Genomic DNA, 16,417 nt, shown 5'->3' with positions numbered 1-16,417 from the left:
CCTGCGCTTTAAGCGATTCGTCTCGCCCTATGTGAATCAAGCCTTCGCCGCGAAAGCAAGGCCGGCGTCAGTTTCCGGCCTGGCTGGACCACCATGCATCGGGAAAACCGACACCATATTGGGGCAGGTTTTCCGGACGGATAAGCGTGTTCCAGTAAGCGATGAACATCTCGCCGCGGTAGAATTGCGGGATGACGTAGCTGTTTGCCAGAAGCACCCGGTCGAGCGCGCGTGCGGCGGCCACCTGTTCATCCCGGTTGGGCGCAAATATGACCTTCCTGACCAACGCATCGACGGCGGGATTCTTGATTCCGGCAATATTGTTGGACCCCTGCCGGTCGGCGGCGGCCGAGCCCCAGAAATCCGCCTGTTCGTTCCCGGGGTTCGCCGACGTCGCCCAGAGCTTGACGATCACGTCATAATCGAAGCTGCGTGTGCGGTTGGTATATTGCGAGGCGTCAACGGTCCGGATCGTCGCGTTGATGCCGATCTTCTTCAGATTCTGCACATAGGGAAGGATGGTTCTTTCCATGCCGGCGGAATCGATCAGAAACTCCATATCGAGCGGCTGTCCGGTTTTGGCATTGACCATGCGGTTGCCGCGCAGCTCGTAGCCGGCTTCCTTCATCAGCTTGACCGCCTCGCGCAGATTGTCACGCTGCTTGGCCGGATCACCCGCGACCGGATTGCGATATTCGGTGGTGAAAACCTCTGGCGGAACCTGATCCTTCAGTTCCTGAAGAATTTCCAGCTCGCGACCGGTCGGCAGGCCGGAAGAGGCCAGCTCGCTGCCCATGAAGAAGCTGTTGATGCGCTGGAACTGGCCGTAAGCCAGCGTTCGGTTCAGCTCCTCGAAATCGAAAGCATAATTGAGCGCCTTGCGCAGGTTCGGGTTCTGGAACTTTTCGCGGCGCATATTCGGCACGAAGGCCTGCATGATGCCGACGGAACGATAGATATTCGGCAGTTCTTCCTTCTTGACGCGGCCTTCCTTGACGGCCGGGAAATCATAACCCGTGACCCAGCGGCTGGAGGAGGCTTCCTGGCGGAAATCGACGGTGCCGGACTTGAAGGCCTGGAATTCGACATCCTGATCGGCGAAGAAGGTGTAGGCGATGGTTTTGAAATTGTTCATCCCCACATTCACATTGACGTCCTTGCCCCAGTAGTCGTCGCGGCGTTCGTAAGCGATTGTCGAGCCGGGAGAGACTGAGGCAATCTTGTAGGGGCCGGAACCCATGACCGGCTCCAGCGTGCCGCGCGATATATCGCGCGGCTTGCCGTCCGGGCCGTTGGCTTCCCACCAGTGCTTGGGAACGATCAGCAATTGCCCGACGATCTGCGGCAATTCGCGATTGTTCTTTTCATCGAAAGTGAAGGTGATGTCCCTTTCGCCGCTCACCTCCGCCTTGGTGACATGGGTGTAATAGGTCGCCAGCTGCGGGCTCAAATCCTTGGCCTTTTCGAAGCTGAAAACGACATCCTCCGGTGTCACCGGCTTGCCATCGGCCCATTTGGCCTCGGCGCGCAGCCGGAAGGTGGCTTTCGAAATATCGTCCGGGTAGCTCACGCCCTCGGCCAGAAGACCGTAGGAGGCCGACAGCTCCTCTTCCGTCGATTTCATCAATGTATCGAAAACCAGCGACAGGCCGGTCGCCGCCTCCCCCTTGGCAAGCAGCGGATTAAGGGTATCGAAAGTGCCCGCCGTCGACAGGCGAAGGGTGCCGCCTTTCGGCGCCTTGGTGTTCACATAGTCGAAATGATCGAAGCCATCGGGATGTTTCAGTTCCCCGACCGTCGAAATCCCCTTCCGCCACACGTCGGCCGATTGTGCGGAGGCCGCCGCCGGTATCAGCAGGGCGGATGCCGCAAGAGCAATGAGGAGACGGGATTTCAGTGGTGCCAATATCATTGGGGGAATGTCCCTGTTTGCGCGTTTGTTGGAGAGAGCATAAAACAAAGATTGGCAAAAAACAGATGCGCTGGCTCACAAGCTCTTTATCCGCGCCTTTATCCGCCCGCTTTGCAACAGGCGGGGCGAAACATGGTTTCAACAAAATCCCGTTCCAGTTTATCTTAAGGGGAAGAGAATCATCTGATCGGACGGGCACGACGATATGACGGCGGGATCATCGAGAGTTTTCAAGGCGGCCATGCTGGCGATTTCGGTCGTCTCCGCGCTGCAGTTGCAGATGGAAACCGCATCGGCCGAGGACAGGCCCGCGAAAGAAGTGTTCGGCCACATGGCGCTGCCTTCCGCCACGGGCTCGCAGCCGATCGGCTCCTATGCCAAGGGCTGCCAGTCCGGCGCCATCGCCATGCCGACGGACGGTCCCGGCTGGCAGGCCATGCGCCTTTCCCGCAACCGGCGCTGGGGCCAGCCGCAGATGATTTCCTTCCTCGAACAATTTTCGCAGGATGCCCAGAAGATCGGCTGGCCGGGCCTGCTGCTGGGCGATATTTCCCAACCGCGCGGCGGGCCGATGCTGACCGGCCATGCGTCGCACCAGATCGGCCTCGATGTGGACATCTGGTGGAGGCCGATGCCGACCCCGCGGCTCACCGCGGAGCAGCGCGAAACCGTGCCTTTCATCTCCATGCTGGACAAGAGCAAGTTCCTGACGGTCGATGACAGCAAGTGGTCACCGCTCAATGCCCGGCTGGTGATGATGGCGGCGAGCTACCCGCAGGTGGAGCGTGTCTTCGTCAACCCGGCCATCAAGCAGAAACTCTGCCAGACATGGACCGGCGACCGCACCTTTATGGGCAAGATCAGGCCGATCTACGGCCATGACGAGCATTTCCACATCCGTCTCGAATGCCCGCCGGGCGCGCCCAATTGCAAACCGCAGGCGGCCGTGGGCAAAGGCGACGGCTGCGACAAGTCGCTTGCCTGGTGGTTCAGCAAGGAACCATGGGCGCCGCCGAAAAAGGACCCCAATGCCAAGCCGGTGAAACCGCGCCCGGTCATGGTTTCCGATCTGCCCTCGGCCTGCGCCGCCGTGGCTGCCGCCCCTTCCGCCAATCCCGAGGGACTTGCGGCCCAGGCCTATTCGCCTGCTCCGGCAACGCGCCAGCAAAGCGTGGAGCAGGTCATTCAGGCGGCCCCCGCCCTGCAGCCGCCTTCGGATATTCCGCTTCCCACCCAGCGCCCGACATTGAACTGAAACAGAAATGAGGCATTCAACAGCTTCCCTTTTCAAATGGCGGCAAGCTGCTATAGAAGGCTTCAAATCGATTTAATTCTTGATGGAACGGGCTGGAACCATGGAAGGACAACGCTGTATCGCGCTCATCGCTCACGACGAAAAAAAGGACGATATGGCGGATTTCGCCCGTCATCACCAGAAGGCGCTTGCCGGTTTCAGGATCGTCGCCACCGGCACCACCGGCGGGCGGGTACAGGAAGCCTGTCCGGGTCTTGAAGTCATTCGCCTCAAAAGCGGACCTCTCGGCGGCGACCAGCAGATTGGCGCGATGATTGCGACCGGCGAGGTGGATATGCTGATCTTCTTCACCGACCCACTGACGGCCATGCCGCATGATGTGGATGTGAAGGCGCTGACGCGACTTGCTACGGTTTACGATATTCCCATGGCGCTCAACCGCGCCACCGCAGAAAATCTCATCGACTTCCACGTCGCCAACTGAACCTCCCAACATGGAACAGGCAATGCCGAAGACGTCCGATACCGAATATCTGTCCTTTCCGATCCTGCTTGGCGACATCGGCGGCACCAATGCCCGCTTTTCCATTCTGATCGATTCCTTTGCCGAACCGGTGCACCTCACCACCGTGAAGACGGCGGAATATCCGACCATCGACGACGCCATCCAGCAGGCGGTTCTGGACAAGACCTCGCTCCAGCCGGTCTCGACCATTCTGGCGATTGCCGGCCCCATCGAAGGTGACGAGATACCGCTCACCAACTGCCATTGGGTCGTCAAGCCAAAGGACATGCTGGCCAATCTTGGCCTGAAGGATGTCATCGTCATCAACGACTTCGAGGCGCAGGCTCTGGCGATTGCAGCGCTTGACGACAACAACCGCGAATCCATCGGCTCCGGCCGAAAAGATGTGCTGGCATCGCGCGTCGTTCTTGGACCGGGCACGGGGCTTGGTGTCGCCGGGCTGGTTTACGCGCGTCATATGTGGTTCCCGGTGCCCGGCGAAGGCGGCCATATCGATATCGGCCCGAGAAGCGCGCGTGACTATGCGGTTTTCCCGCATATCGAAACCATCGAGGGCCGTGTCGCCGGGGAGCAGATCCTGTGCGGGCGCGGGCTGGTCAATCTTTACCGGGCCGTCTGCACCGCCGATGGCATCGAGCCTGTCTTTTCCGATCCGGCCGACATTACCTCGCAGGGGCTTTCGGGCGAGAACCGGCAGGCTAAAGAGACCCTGTCCCTTTTCAGCACCTATCTCGGCCGCGTGGCCGGTGACCTCGCGCTGATTTTCATGGCCAAGGGCGGTGTCTATCTGGCCGGCGGTATTTCGCAGAAGATCATTCCGGCGCTGAAGAGCCCGGAATTCCGTGCTGCCTTCGAAGACAAGGCGCCGCACAGCGCGCTGATGCGGACTATCCCTACCTTCGTCGTCACCCATCCGCAGGCGGCGCTTTCCGGGCTTGCCACCTATTCGAGAACGCCATCCGATTTCGGCCTGTCGCTGGACGGACGACGCTGGAGGGCTTGATCGTTTCCAACGGTCAGCCCTTCGTGATGCTTGCGAAGCAGGCGGGCGGTCTTTAACGTCGCTGCTGAAACAGCAATCGACAAATACCGGCGGATTTCGATCCGCCCGAGATGAAAAGTGAGTGACAGCATGGGCAGCAGCGGCATGAAACTGGTGGTGGTCGGCGCGGCGGGCCGCATGGGACAGGCGCTGATCCGCCTCATTCACCAGACCCCCGGCGTCCAGCTGCATGCCGCCGTCGCGCGCGAAGGCTCGGCTTTTGTCGGCCGCGATGCGGGCGAGATTGCGGGTCTTGGCCCGATCGGTGTCGAAATCACCAGCGATCCCCTTCAGGCATTTCTGCATGCGGAAGGGGTGATTGATTTCACCTCGCCGGCAACCAGCGTCACCTTTGCCGGCCTCGCCGCACAGGCCCGCATCGTGCATGTCATCGGCACCACGGGCTGCTCGGCGGAAGACGAGGAAAAATTCAAGGCGGCGTCGCGCCATGCCCGCATCGTCAAGTCGGGCAATATGAGCCTCGGCGTCAATCTGCTCAGTGTTCTCACACAGCAGGCGGCACAGGCGCTGGATGCGCAGAACTGGGATATCGAAATCCTTGAAATGCACCACAAGCACAAGGTGGATGCGCCCTCAGGCACCGCCCTTCTGCTCGGCGAGGCGGCAGCAGCCGGCCGCAAGGTCGATCTCACCGCGTCCTCGGTGCGCGTACGCGACGGGCATACGGGCGCGCGTGAGGCGGGCACCATCGGTTTTGCCACGCTGCGTGGCGGTTCGGTGATCGGCGAACATTCTGTCATTTTCGCCGGAGAGGGCGAGCGCGTCGAACTTTCGCACTATGCCGGCGACCGCTCTATCTTCGCACGCGGGGCAATCGTCGCGGCGCTTTGGGCCTTCGACAAGAAGCCGGGCTTTTATTCCATGCTGGATGTGCTGGGGCTTTCGCAGCCCGAATAAGCCTGCACCTTAATTTTCAACCGTGAATTCGACCGTATCGGCCGAGAAGCGGCTGATGGCATATTGCACGGGCACGCCATCCATATCGGCATTCAGCGCCTGGGTGACGAGCAGGATTGCGCCCGGCGACAGTTCCAGATCGGCCAGATCCTGCGTGTCCGCATGGCTGGCGGAAATGACGGTGGAAATACGCACGTAATCCGCCACGCCCAGCATATTGAAGGCAACGGTAATCGAGCCGCTCTTCTGGTAGGCCTCGCCAATTCCGGCGAAACGATCCGCCGGAAACCATGTGGTCGAGCGGGAAACCGGGCGGTTATCCGCCTTGCGCAGCGTTTCGAGACGTATGAGCGGCGCACCCGCCGGCAATTGCAGCCGCGCCGCCAGATCGGCATTTGCCGGTTCGGTTGTGTGGGACAGAAGCAGCGCTTCCATTTCCTTGACCTGATCGCCGATGCCTTCCGTAAATCGCGTGCGCCGTGAAATCGGAAAACTCAGGCGCTCCTTGCGGGCGATCATGGTGCCGCGCCCCTGCATCGGCTCGAGAATTCCTTCACTGGCGAGTGCGGCAATGGCGCTTCGGACGGTATGACGGTTGACGCCGAATTTTTCGGCCAGCATCATTTCCGGCGGCAACATGCCGGTTTCATCGTGATCGCCCGCCGCGATCTCGCCTCTGATCCTGTCGGCGATCTGCCGCCAGAGCGCCACGCCGTTCTTTCTTTTCATCGCTGCCGAAGGGCCCATGTCACACGCTTGTCATTCACGAACGTTAAATGTACCTTATATTGTATAGTTGTCTATATCAATAGACATTAGAGGTCAAGCGATGATTCACGAAACTGCAGACTTGCATGCAGACAGAAAGCGGGTGGCGGCGCTTCTTGCCCGCGCCACCGTGCAGGAACTCGAAACCGTCTGGAACCGGCAGGATGAGAGCCCCCGGACGGAAAATGTACGCGGGCCGGAGACCGGGCTCGTCATGGTCAAGGGCCGCATCGGCGGCGGCGGCGCGCCCTTCAATCTGGGCGAGACGACCGTGACCCGGGCAACCGTCAAGCTTGCCTCGGGCACCGTCGGTCACGCCCATGTTCTCGGCACCGGCCGCAAGAAGGCCTGGTACGCCGCCGTTTTCGATGCGCTCTGGCAGGAAAGCCCGACCCGCAGCTTTATCGAGACCGAGCTTCTTTCACCGGTCGAGAAACGACTGGCCGAGGAGAAGGACAGGAAAACAAAAGAGACCGCCGCCACCCGGGTCGATTTCTTCACCATGGTTCGAGGAGAAGATTGATGAGCGTCAAGGCCGAAGCATTGACGGGCGGTTTTTCCGAGGCCGTCTTCGATTCCCAACGGATTTTCAAGAAACTCATGGATGGCATGGCCCGGCCGGGCACGCCGCAGACAATCGAAACCGCAGTCGCCCCACCATTGCCTCTCGCCCCCGCCACCGGCGCGGTCCTGTTGGCGCTCTGCGATCACGATACGCCGTTCTGGCTGAGCGGCGCCCTGCGGAAAACAACCGTCCCCGGCTGGATCGGATTTCATACCGGCGCGGTTGCGACGGATGAAAAGAGCGCAGCGCATTTCGCCGTCATCGAAGCGGGCAGCGCCATAGCCTCCTTCGGTCTCTTCGCCCAGGGAAGTCAGGAATATCCCGACCGCTCCACCACGTTCATCATCGAGCTGCCTGATCTGGATGGAGGACGGGAATTGCTGCTCTCCGGCCCCGGTATCCGCCACGTCAACATCATCAGCCCCACGGGCCTGCCAGACATATTCCCGCGGCTGTGGGCGGAGAACAACGCCATCTTCCCGCGCGGCGTCGACCTCATCCTGACATCCGCCGACAGATTTGTCTGCCTGCCGCGCACGACGCGCATTCAACCCGTGGAGGCGTAAGATGTATGTTGCTGTCAAAGGCGGGGAAACCGCCATTGCCAACGCCCACCGGCTTCTGGCCGACAGGCGGCGCGGAGACCGCCACCTGCCCGCGATGACGGTTTCGCAGATCGTTTCGCAGCTTTCGCTCGCCGTCGACCGGGTGATGGCGGAAGCGTCTCTTTACGATCAGTCGCTTGCAGCCCTTGCCGTCAAGCAGGCCCGCGGCGACATGATCGAGGCCATCTTCCTGCTGCGCGCCTATCGCACGACCCTGCCGCGTTTCGGTTATTCGGTTCCGGTCGATACCGCTGACATGACGGTGCAGCGGCGCGTTTCCGCGACCTATAAGGATTTGCCGGGCGGACAATTGCTCGGACCGACCTTCGATTACACCCATCGCCTGCTCGATCCTTCGCTTCTGGAGGATGAAGCCGTTGAGACAGCCACCCAGCGCGAAGGCGAGCCGGAACATGTCATGCGCGTCTCAGACATTCTGGCGCAAGAAGGACTGATCGAAACCGACGGCGATATGCCGGCTGACCATATTGCCGGCGACCTAACGCGGGAGCCGATGGAATTTCCAATGCCGCGTGACCTGCGCCTGCAATCGCTGGCACGGGGTGACGAGGGTTTCCTTCTGGCGCTCGCTTATTCGACGCAGCGCGGTTACGGCCGCACCCATCCGTTCGTCGGTGAAATCCGCATCGGCGAAGTGGAGGTGGAACTGGAGGTGCCAGAACTCGGCTTTGCCGTCTCGCTTGGCGACATACAGGTCACCGAATGCCAGATGGTGAACCAGTTCAAGGGTTCTGCCAAGGCGCCACCTCAATTCACACGCGGCTACGGTCTGGTGTTCGGCCAGAGCGAGCGCAAGGCGATGGCCATGTCGCTGGTCGACCGGGCGCTGCGGGCAGGCGAATTCGGCGAGGACGTCGTGGCCCCCGCGCAGGACGAGGAATTCGTCATTTCACACGCCGACAACGTTCAGGCGACGGGTTTTGTCGAACATCTGAAACTGCCGCATTACGTGGATTTCCAAGCCGAACTCGGTCTGGTCAGGAAAATGCGTGCCGATTTCGAGGCGATCAACGCCAATGGCGCGGAATGGCTGGGCGATGCGGCCGAATAGCTCAGCGGCTGTGCTGCTCGCCAAACCAGTAAGCGCAAAAGACGGTCGATGCTGCAAACACAGCAAAGAACACGGCTGCAAGAATTCCAATCTCCATGAGCTTGTACTCCTTTTTTCACAAGGCTAACGCGCAATGCTTGAAGAAGTTTCATTTGACGACGGGCTGGCTGCCTACAACTTCGCCTATCTGGACGAACAGACCAAGCGAATGATCCGCCGGGCGATCCTGAAGGCCATCGCCATTCCCGGTTATCAGGTTCCCTTCGCTTCCCGCGAAATGCCCATGCCCTATGGCTGGGGCACCGGCGGTGTGCAGGTAACCGCTTCCATTCTCGGCCCAGACGATGTGCTGAAGGTTATCGATCAGGGTGCGGACGACACGACCAATGCGGTTTCCATCCGCGCCTTTTTCCAGAAGGTGGCGAATGTTGCCGTCACCACCCGCACCAAGGATGCAACTATCATCCAGACGCGGCATCGCATTCCCGAAGAAGAACTGCATTCGGGTCAGGTCCTCGTCTATCAGGTTCCCATTCCCGAGCCCCTGCGCTTCCTCGAGCCGCGCGAGACCGAAACGCGAGTCATGCACGCGCTGGAGGAATACGGCCTGATGCACGTCAAGCTTTACGAGGATATCGCCCGCAACGGCCGTATCTCCACCACCTACGCCTATCCGGTGAAGGTGGCCGGGCGGTATGTGATGGATCCATCGCCTACCCCGAAATTCGACAATCCGAAAATGCATCTCTCGGACGCCCTGCAACTCTTCGGCGCAGGACGCGAAAAGCGCATCTATGCCGTGCCGCCCTATACCGACGTCGTCAGCCTCGATTTCGAGGACCATCCCTTCGAAATCCAGCGCTTCGACAAGCCCTGCGCGCTGTGCGGTGCGGAGAATGTCTATCTGGACGAGGTGGTGCTTGATGATAAGGGCGGGCGGATGTTCGTCTGCTCCGATACCGACCATTGCGAGGACCGCCGCGCCCATGGCCACAAGGGCCACCTGCTGGCGGATGTGAAGGAGGCCGCAGAATGAGCGACGCACCGCTTCTGAAAGTCCGGGACGTTTCCAAATATTATGGCGACCGCGCCGGTTGCCGCAATGTCTCCTTCGAGCTTTACCCGGGCGAGGTGCTTGCCATCGTCGGCGAATCCGGTTCCGGCAAGACCACGCTACTCAACTGCATTTCCACCCGGCTGATGCCGACGGCGGGCAGTGTGGAGTATCGCATGCGCGACGGTTCGGTGCGTGACCTCTATCATATGGGCGAGGCCGAACGGCGTTTCCTGATGCGGACCGACTGGGGTTTCGTGCACCAGAACCCGGCGGACGGGCTGCGCATGGCGGTTTCGGCCGGCGCCAATGTCGGCGAGCGGCTGATGGCCGTCGGTAACCGGCATTACGGCAATATCAGGCAATCGGCCAGCGAATGGCTGGAACGGGTGGAAATCGGCACCGACCGCATCGACGACCAACCACGCGCCTTTTCCGGCGGCATGCGACAGCGCCTGCAGATCGCCCGCAACCTCGTCACCTCGCCGCGCCTCGTCTTCATGGACGAACCGACTGGCGGCCTCGATGTTTCCGTGCAGGCGCGCCTGCTCGATCTGGTCCGCGGTCTCGTCAACGATCTCGGTCTCGCCGTCGTCGTCGTCACCCATGATCTTGCGGTGGCGCGGCTGCTTTCCCATCGCATGATGGTGATGAAGGGCGGCGATGTCATCGAGCACGGCCTGACCGACCGGGTGCTGGACGATCCGCGCGAGCCCTACACGCAATTGCTTGTTTCCTCTATTCTGCAGGTTTGATGCCATGCCGACGCCTCTTATCGTTTCGGAAGTCTTCAAAAGCTTCACCATGCATCTTCGCGACGGTATCGAATTGCCCGTTGTGCGCGATGTCAATTTCTCCGTTTGCGGCGGCGAATGTGTCGTGCTCGGGGGGCCCTCCGGCATCGGCAAAAGCTCGATCCTGAAAATGCTCTATGGCAACTACGCCATCGACAGCGGGCAGATTCTCGTTCGTCATGAGGGCCAGGTCGTCGATATCGGCAACGCCTCGCCGCGCACGATCCTCGATATCCGTCACCGCACCATCGGTTATGTCAGCCAGTTCCTGCGCACCGTGCCGCGTGTCGCTGCCATAGATGTCGTCGCCGAACCGCTTCTGGCGCGCAAGGTTGCCGCCGATGAAGCCCGCGAACACGCAGCCATGCTGCTTTCGAAGCTCAACCTGCCACGGGAACTATGGTCGCTTCCGCCCGCAACCTTTTCGGGCGGCGAGCAGCAGCGCGTGAATATCGCCCGCGGTTTCATCACCGACCATGCGATTCTGCTTCTGGACGAGCCGACGGCCTCGCTGGACGCCCTCAACCGGCGTGTCGTCGTCGATATGATCGTCGAGAAAAAACAGAAGGGCACGGCACTGCTCGGCATTTTCCATGACGAGGAGGTGCGGGAGGCCGTGGCCGACCGCATTCTGGACGTCTCACAGTTTTCTCACAGGAAAGCAGCAGCATGAGCGTCAAGGTGGGTCTGGAACCGGTCATCCATGAGACCGCCCGTGTCAGCAACTCCACGATCGGCCGCTATACCGAAATTTCGGAACGCTGCCGCATCGAGGAAGTCGAGATGGGCGACTACTCCTATGTCATGCAGGATGGTGCGATCTGGTGCGCCACCATCGGCAAATTCGTCAACATCGCCGCCTCCGTCCGCATCAATGCCACCAATCACCCGATGCAGCGGGCGACGCTGCATCACTTCACCTATCGTGCCCACAACTATTGGGACGATGCGGAGGATGAGACGGACTTCTTTGCCGCCCGCCGCGCCAAGCGCGTCGTCATCGGCCATGATGTATGGATCGGCCATGGTGCGACGATCCTGCCCGGCGTCACGGTGGGAAACGGCGCTGTGATCGGGGCGGGTGCAGTCGTCTCAAAAGATGTCGCGCCCTATACCATCGTCGGCGGCGTGCCCGCCCGGCTGATTAGGGAGCGCTTCCCGGCGGAACTGGGCCGGCAAATGGATAATCTGAAGTGGTGGGACTGGGATCACGCGGCATTGCGCGTCGCTCTCGACGATTTCCGCAATCTGGACGCCGAGGTTTTCGTCGCGAAATATGGCGGATGAAATCTCCTGCTGCCGAACACCTGCAAATCCCGGGGTACCCCCGGGATTTTTGTTTATGCGATCAAAAAAGACACGCGGATTTGAACGGTCTCAAGATTCCTCCCGAAAGCTTTGTCGGCGAACCCCTGGGCGTCGTATCTGCGAATTCTGTAATATTTTATTCATCAAACTGACATCCACACTTCACGCACCGCTGTTACGCCGAACCCCGTCAAAAAGAAGATTGGACGGGGAAATGAGCTTTCACCTGAAGCAAGTCACGCGCCGTTTCGGCAACCACACTGCGGTCGATTCCGTGAATGTCGAAATTCCGCAGGGCCAGATGGTCGGCGTTATCGGACGCTCGGGTGCGGGAAAATCGACGCTGCTGCGCATGATCAACCGCCTCGTCGATCCGTCCTCGGGTTCCATCCATTTCAACGACACGGAAGTTTCGGCGCTGAAGGGTGCTGCGCTTCGTAGCTGGCAGCGCGACTGCGCCATGATTTTCCAGCAGTTTAATCTGGTGCCGCGTCTCGATGTGCTCACCAATGTCATGCTCGGCCGCCTCAACCACCGCTCGACGGCGCTCAGCCTGTTCAACATCTTTACTAATGACGAGCGCCTGATGGCGATCGCCGCCCTGGAAAGGCTTGGCATCGAACATGTGGCCATGCAGGCGGCCGGCACGCTTTCCGGCGGTCAGCAGCAGCGCGTCGCCATCGCCCGCGCCCTTATGCAGTCTCCGAAGATGGTTCTGGCCGACGAGCCTATCGCTTCCCTCGACCCGCTGAACGCCAAGATCGTGATGGACGCGCTGCGCGACATCAACGAACGCGAAGGCATCACGGTCATCACCAACCTGCATACGCTGGATACGGCACGCAATTATTGCGAACGCATCATCGGCATGTCTCAGGGCCGCGTCGTCTTCGACGGAACGCCGGCGGAGCTGACGGCTGCGGCCGTCACGGAGATTTACGGAACCGATTCTCAAGGGTCGGGCATCGACGAGACCATGACCTCGACCAGCATCAATATTCCCGGCGCGCAGCTTCCCGCGCGTCCGGTGCAGCAATCTGCCGGCCCCGAACCGCTCGCTCTCGCCGGGCTCTGAGGAACCGCTCAGCATCGTTTGCGCCCGCGTCAAGGGCCGATACTTCACAACAAACTCCGGCTCGCCGGGAAACAGGAGAAAGTCCATGTTGAAGAAAGTCCTTCTTTCGGCAGTCGCGCTTGGCGTTCTGGCCGGTTCCGCCATGGCTCAGGACGTCAAGGTTCTGCGCATCGGTCTCGACGGCTCCGAAAACGAAGCCGACCAGATCCGCAACACCAAGTGCGTTGCCGATGGCCTGAAGGCCGCGACCGGCGTTGCCGAAGTTCAGGTTTTCCCGTCGCCGGACTATAACGGCGTCATCCAGGGTCTTCTCGGCGGCACCATCGACATCGCTTCCATGGGCGCTTCCTCCTATGCCAAGATCGCTCTTGCCGATCCGAAGGCCGTCGACCCTATCCTGACCACCGCTGGCGCCGATGGTTCGACCGGCTATTACACGATCATGGTTGCCCGCAAGGACAGCGGTATCAAGACGCTGGCTGACGCCAAGGGCAAGAAGATCGGCTTTGCCGACCCTGACTCCACCTCCGGCTTCCTCGTTCCGAACGTGGCTATCCCGAAGGAAACCGGTGTTCCGGTCAAGGAATACTTCTCCGAAACCGGCTTCGGCGGCGGCCATGAGAACCTCGTTCTCGCCGTTCTCGACAAGAAGTTCGATGTCGGCACCACCTTCGGTTCGGGCGTCGGCAAGTGGGAAGAAGGCTACACCGCCGGCAACCTCTACCAGATGGTCAAGAAGGGCAACCTCGACATGGACGATATCGTCGAAGTCTGGAAGTCGCCGCTGATCCCGAACGGCCCGCTGATGGTTAGGAACAAGCTCGGCGACGCGATGAAGCAGAAGGTCGAAGACTTCTTCATGGAACTGCCGAAGAAGGACCTCGCCTGCTTCCAGGGTTTCACCCAGGGCAAGAACACCGCCTACATCAAGGTCGATCCGTCCTTCTACCAGACGATCATCGACGCCCGTAAGTCCGTTATCGGCGGCTGATCCTGCGATCATACCCGGAAGCGGCGGTGCCTTGCGGCGCCGCCGCTTTTGCCAATAAAGGAAAAGCGGCATGGCGACCACACTGCATCATGGCACCCTCTCCCCCAAGGGATTGAGCGCATCGTCCCAGACGGTGATGCGTCATTATCAACAGCAGCTTGCGACAAGACGGATCTATACCGTTATTTCGCTTGTGATCTTCCTCGTCATCCTCGCCGCTTCCCTGAATTTTGCCAACGCGGCCAATTCTGGTAAATTCTTCGAGCGCCTGCCCTATTTCTTCGACTTCATGAAAACCTTCGTGCCCGACAGCCCGCTTGAAATTTTCCGGGCGATGTTCGACCTGCCGTCGCCCTATGCGGACGGCTCGCTGAAATATAATTACGTCGCGGATCGTGTTTACATCACTGACAGCTTCTACATCCCGCATTTCATCTATCAGCTGATCATCACACTCAACATCGCGCTGGTTTCGACAATCATCGGCACCGGCTTCGCCTTCGTGCTGTGCTTCTTCGCCTCCACCAATCTCGTCGGTGCCGGGATCGTGCGCTGGGTCGTGCGCCGGATCATGGAAGTGCTGCGCGCCTTCCCGGAAATCGTCGTCGCCGGGCTGTTGACCGCCATTCTATCCATCGGTCCAATCGCCGCGATTATCGCGATTTCTGTCCACACGATCGGTGCTTTGGGCAAGCTGTTCTTCGAAGTGGTGGAAAATGCCGACATGAAGCCGGATGAAGGCCTGCGCGCCGCTGGCGCCAACTGGCTGGAACGGGTGCGCTTCGCCATCGTGCCGCAGGTTCTGCCCAATTTCGTCTCTTACGCGCTGCTGCGCGCCGAAATCAACGTGCGCGCCTCCACCATCATCGGTGCCGTGGGCGGCGGCGGTATCGGCGAGGTCTTCCGGCTGTCGATCGGTAACGATCATGCGTCGAAGACCTATGCCATCATCATCCTTCTGCTGATCACCATCATCGCCGTCGACCAGTTTTCCGGCTGGCTGCGCCGCAGGCTGATCGGCCATGAATCCTTCGAATTCGGACGGGGAGCGGCCTGATGTCGTCCAGCTTCATTCTCAACACCGCCGACCGTGAGAGGCTGACGGCCGCGCATCCGCAAGTGTTCAATCGCGGTTTCATGCAGCGATATGGTCTGCTCGTCGGCCTTCTCGCCGTCACTGTCTATCTCATCGGCTGCTTTTTCTTCTTCAATGTCGGCCCGGCCTTCATGCAGGGCCGGTGGGATCGTGCCTCGAGCTATATTCAGGACTGGTATTCCTGGCGTGCCCAGCCGCGCCTGCGTTTCGAAGACGGCAAGGTGGAGCCGCAATGGTCCAGCCGCGGGCAATATCCGGTCGATGCAAAGATCGACTGGCTGCAGCCCCTGCCGGATGGCGGCTACAGCGTCGTTTATGCGGGTATGGAAAACCGCCTCGACGTAACCCCGACCCGGGTGGATGTCTATGTCGACGGCAAGAATTATCCCGTCATCATCAATGGAGAACAGGCCGGGGCATCCGAAGACGTGCCGCAGGAAATCCAGCAGGACGGCAACAAGGTTCTCGTGCATTTTGGTTTTGCCGGACAGGCGGAAATCCGCACCAGCCAGGTCTATGTCCAGCGTCGTTTCCTCGGATGGGCGAATTTCCTGTTCGACACCAAATCGGAATTCTGGGGCAAGGGCTATGGCGAACTCACCGCTCTCGCGCTGTGGGGAGAAAGGCTCGATCCCGAGCGCTCCAATATCGGCCACATGGTGGATGATTTCCTCGACAACAGCGTCTGGCAACATGCCGATATTCTTTCCAAGCTGATGCAAACGCTGGTCATGGCCTTTGTGGGCACGCTGTTCGGCACGCTCGTCGCCCTGCCGCTCGCCTTCATCGCCGCGCGCAACATCACTGCCAACAGGGCCGCAAACTGGGGCATGAAGCGGCTATTCGACTTCCTGCGTTCCATCGACATGCTGATCTGGGCGCTGTTCTTCACCCGCAGCTTCGGCCCCGGACCGATCCCCGGCATTGCCGCGATCTTCTTCACCGATACCGGAGCGCTCGGCAAGGTCTATGCGGAGGCGCTGGAAAATGTCGACGACAAGCAGCGCGAGGGTGTCAAATCTGTCGGCGCTTCCCCGATTGCGGTCAACCGCTTCGGTGTGCTGCCGCAGGTCCTGCCGGTCTTCATTTCGCAGTCACTCTATTTCTGGGAAAGCAATACCCGCTCCGCCACCATCATCGGCGCGGTGGGCGCCGGCGGCATCGGTCTGAAACTGCTGGAAGCGATGGGCACCAATGCCGACTGGGACAAGGTCGCCTATATGGTCCTGCTCATCCTCTTCGTCGTTTTCCTGTTCGACCACATCTCCAATTCGCTGCGTTCACGCCTGATCGGCAAAACACAACACTAGGTCTGAAGGGATGGAATGACGAACCTCGTAACGATGTTCGTCATCTCCGCCAGACACCCGCGCAGTCCCGATTTAGGCCGGCCCTATCCCGTCATCATGTCCGCCTGTGTCTTCAGCACATTAGGA

Annotated in this window: 17 protein-coding genes; 15 read left to right on the top strand and 2 right to left on the bottom strand. The window is 60.2% G+C overall.

The genetic code is table 11. The features are described from left to right. Window positions 1-67 precede the first annotated feature (67 nt). On the bottom strand, window positions 68-1,912 hold the full coding sequence (locus PIB16_RS00600) for an extracellular solute-binding protein (RefSeq protein ID WP_271044790.1): 1,845 nt from the start codon (window positions 1,910-1,912) through the stop codon (window positions 68-70). A 205-nt stretch (window positions 1,913-2,117) separates the two neighbouring features. Between PIB16_RS00600 and mepA the strand changes: the two genes are divergently transcribed. From mepA to dapB, 4 genes are all read left to right on the top strand, one after another. Continuing rightward, a complete protein-coding gene (mepA, locus tag PIB16_RS00595; protein ID WP_271044789.1) occupies window positions 2,118-3,167 on the top strand; it encodes a penicillin-insensitive murein endopeptidase in 1,050 nt (349 codons plus the stop codon). A 100-nt stretch (window positions 3,168-3,267) separates the two neighbouring features. Beyond that, on the top strand, window positions 3,268-3,651 hold the full coding sequence (locus PIB16_RS00590; protein ID WP_003524431.1) for a methylglyoxal synthase: 384 nt from the start codon (window positions 3,268-3,270) through the stop codon (window positions 3,649-3,651). 22 nt (window positions 3,652-3,673) lie between these two features. Then, window positions 3,674-4,696 (top strand): glucokinase, encoded by a 1,023-nt coding sequence (locus PIB16_RS00585; protein WP_271044788.1) that lies wholly within the window; start codon window positions 3,674-3,676, stop codon window positions 4,694-4,696. A 129-nt stretch (window positions 4,697-4,825) separates the two neighbouring features. After that, entirely contained in the window at window positions 4,826-5,653 is an 828-nt protein-coding gene (dapB, locus tag PIB16_RS00580; protein WP_271044966.1) for a 4-hydroxy-tetrahydrodipicolinate reductase, read from the top strand. Window positions 5,654-5,662: 9 nt separating this feature from the next. On the opposite strand, the gene phnF is transcribed toward dapB, so the two are convergent. After that, window positions 5,663-6,400: a phosphonate metabolism transcriptional regulator PhnF gene (phnF, locus tag PIB16_RS00575; RefSeq protein WP_271044787.1), complete on the bottom strand. Its 738-nt coding sequence runs from the start codon at window positions 6,398-6,400 to the stop codon at window positions 5,663-5,665. An 82-nt stretch (window positions 6,401-6,482) separates the two neighbouring features. Here phnF and phnG point away from each other — a divergent pair, with 82 nt between their 5' ends. The 11 genes from phnG to phnE (PIB16_RS00520) all read left to right on the top strand — a co-directional run bounded on the left by phnG (window position 6,483) and on the right by phnE (PIB16_RS00520) (window position 16,291). Next, entirely contained in the window at window positions 6,483-6,944 is a 462-nt protein-coding gene (phnG, locus tag PIB16_RS00570) for a phosphonate C-P lyase system protein PhnG (RefSeq protein ID WP_271044786.1), read from the top strand. Next, window positions 6,944-7,552, top strand: a complete 609-nt coding sequence (gene phnH / locus PIB16_RS00565) for a phosphonate C-P lyase system protein PhnH (RefSeq protein ID WP_271044785.1) — start codon at window positions 6,944-6,946, stop codon at window positions 7,550-7,552. Before phnG ends, phnH begins: the two co-directional genes overlap by 1 nt. 1 nt (window position 7,553) lies before the next feature. Next, complete coding sequence (locus PIB16_RS00560) at window positions 7,554-8,663, top strand: carbon-phosphorus lyase complex subunit PhnI (RefSeq protein ID WP_065654730.1); 1,110 nt, start codon at window positions 7,554-7,556, stop codon at window positions 8,661-8,663. Window positions 8,664-8,796: 133 nt separating this feature from the next. Next, complete coding sequence (locus tag PIB16_RS00555; protein WP_065654731.1) at window positions 8,797-9,699, top strand: alpha-D-ribose 1-methylphosphonate 5-phosphate C-P-lyase PhnJ; 903 nt, start codon at window positions 8,797-8,799, stop codon at window positions 9,697-9,699. Continuing rightward, window positions 9,696-10,472, top strand: coding sequence for a phosphonate C-P lyase system protein PhnK (phnK, locus tag PIB16_RS00550; protein ID WP_003524419.1), 777 nt, complete (start codon window positions 9,696-9,698; stop codon window positions 10,470-10,472). Before PIB16_RS00555 ends, phnK begins: the two co-directional genes overlap by 4 nt. Window positions 10,473-10,476: 4 nt before the next feature. Further along, on the top strand, window positions 10,477-11,184 hold the full coding sequence (gene phnL / locus PIB16_RS00545) for a phosphonate C-P lyase system protein PhnL (RefSeq protein ID WP_271044784.1): 708 nt from the start codon (window positions 10,477-10,479) through the stop codon (window positions 11,182-11,184). Continuing rightward, on the top strand, window positions 11,181-11,798 hold the full coding sequence (locus PIB16_RS00540; protein ID WP_065654732.1) for a transferase hexapeptide repeat family protein: 618 nt from the start codon (window positions 11,181-11,183) through the stop codon (window positions 11,796-11,798). Before phnL ends, PIB16_RS00540 begins: the two co-directional genes overlap by 4 nt. 235 nt (window positions 11,799-12,033) lie before the next feature. Further along, window positions 12,034-12,894 carry a phosphonate ABC transporter ATP-binding protein gene (gene phnC / locus PIB16_RS00535; protein WP_003524414.1) on the top strand — a complete coding sequence of 287 codons (861 nt, stop codon included), beginning with the start codon at window positions 12,034-12,036 and terminating at the stop codon, window positions 12,892-12,894. 85 nt (window positions 12,895-12,979) lie between these two features. Further along, window positions 12,980-13,885, top strand: coding sequence for a phosphonate ABC transporter substrate-binding protein (phnD, locus tag PIB16_RS00530; protein WP_125145115.1), 906 nt, complete (start codon window positions 12,980-12,982; stop codon window positions 13,883-13,885). Window positions 13,886-13,955: 70 nt separating this feature from the next. Beyond that, window positions 13,956-14,942 carry a phosphonate ABC transporter, permease protein PhnE gene (gene phnE, locus PIB16_RS00525; RefSeq protein ID WP_271044783.1) on the top strand — a complete coding sequence of 329 codons (987 nt, stop codon included), beginning with the start codon at window positions 13,956-13,958 and terminating at the stop codon, window positions 14,940-14,942. Then, on the top strand, window positions 14,942-16,291 hold the full coding sequence (gene phnE, locus PIB16_RS00520) for a phosphonate ABC transporter, permease protein PhnE (RefSeq protein WP_271044782.1): 1,350 nt from the start codon (window positions 14,942-14,944) through the stop codon (window positions 16,289-16,291). The genes phnE (PIB16_RS00525) and phnE (PIB16_RS00520) overlap by 1 nt, the downstream gene beginning before the upstream one ends. Window positions 16,292-16,417: the final 126 nt, after the last annotated feature.

The sequence above is a fragment of the Agrobacterium sp. ST15.13.015 genome (genome assembly GCF_027871645.1).
Taxonomy (GTDB): domain Bacteria; phylum Pseudomonadota; class Alphaproteobacteria; order Rhizobiales; family Rhizobiaceae; genus Agrobacterium; species Agrobacterium leguminum.
Note: the sequence above shows the minus strand (reverse complement) of the source record. Positions and strands in the feature narration are given on the sequence as shown.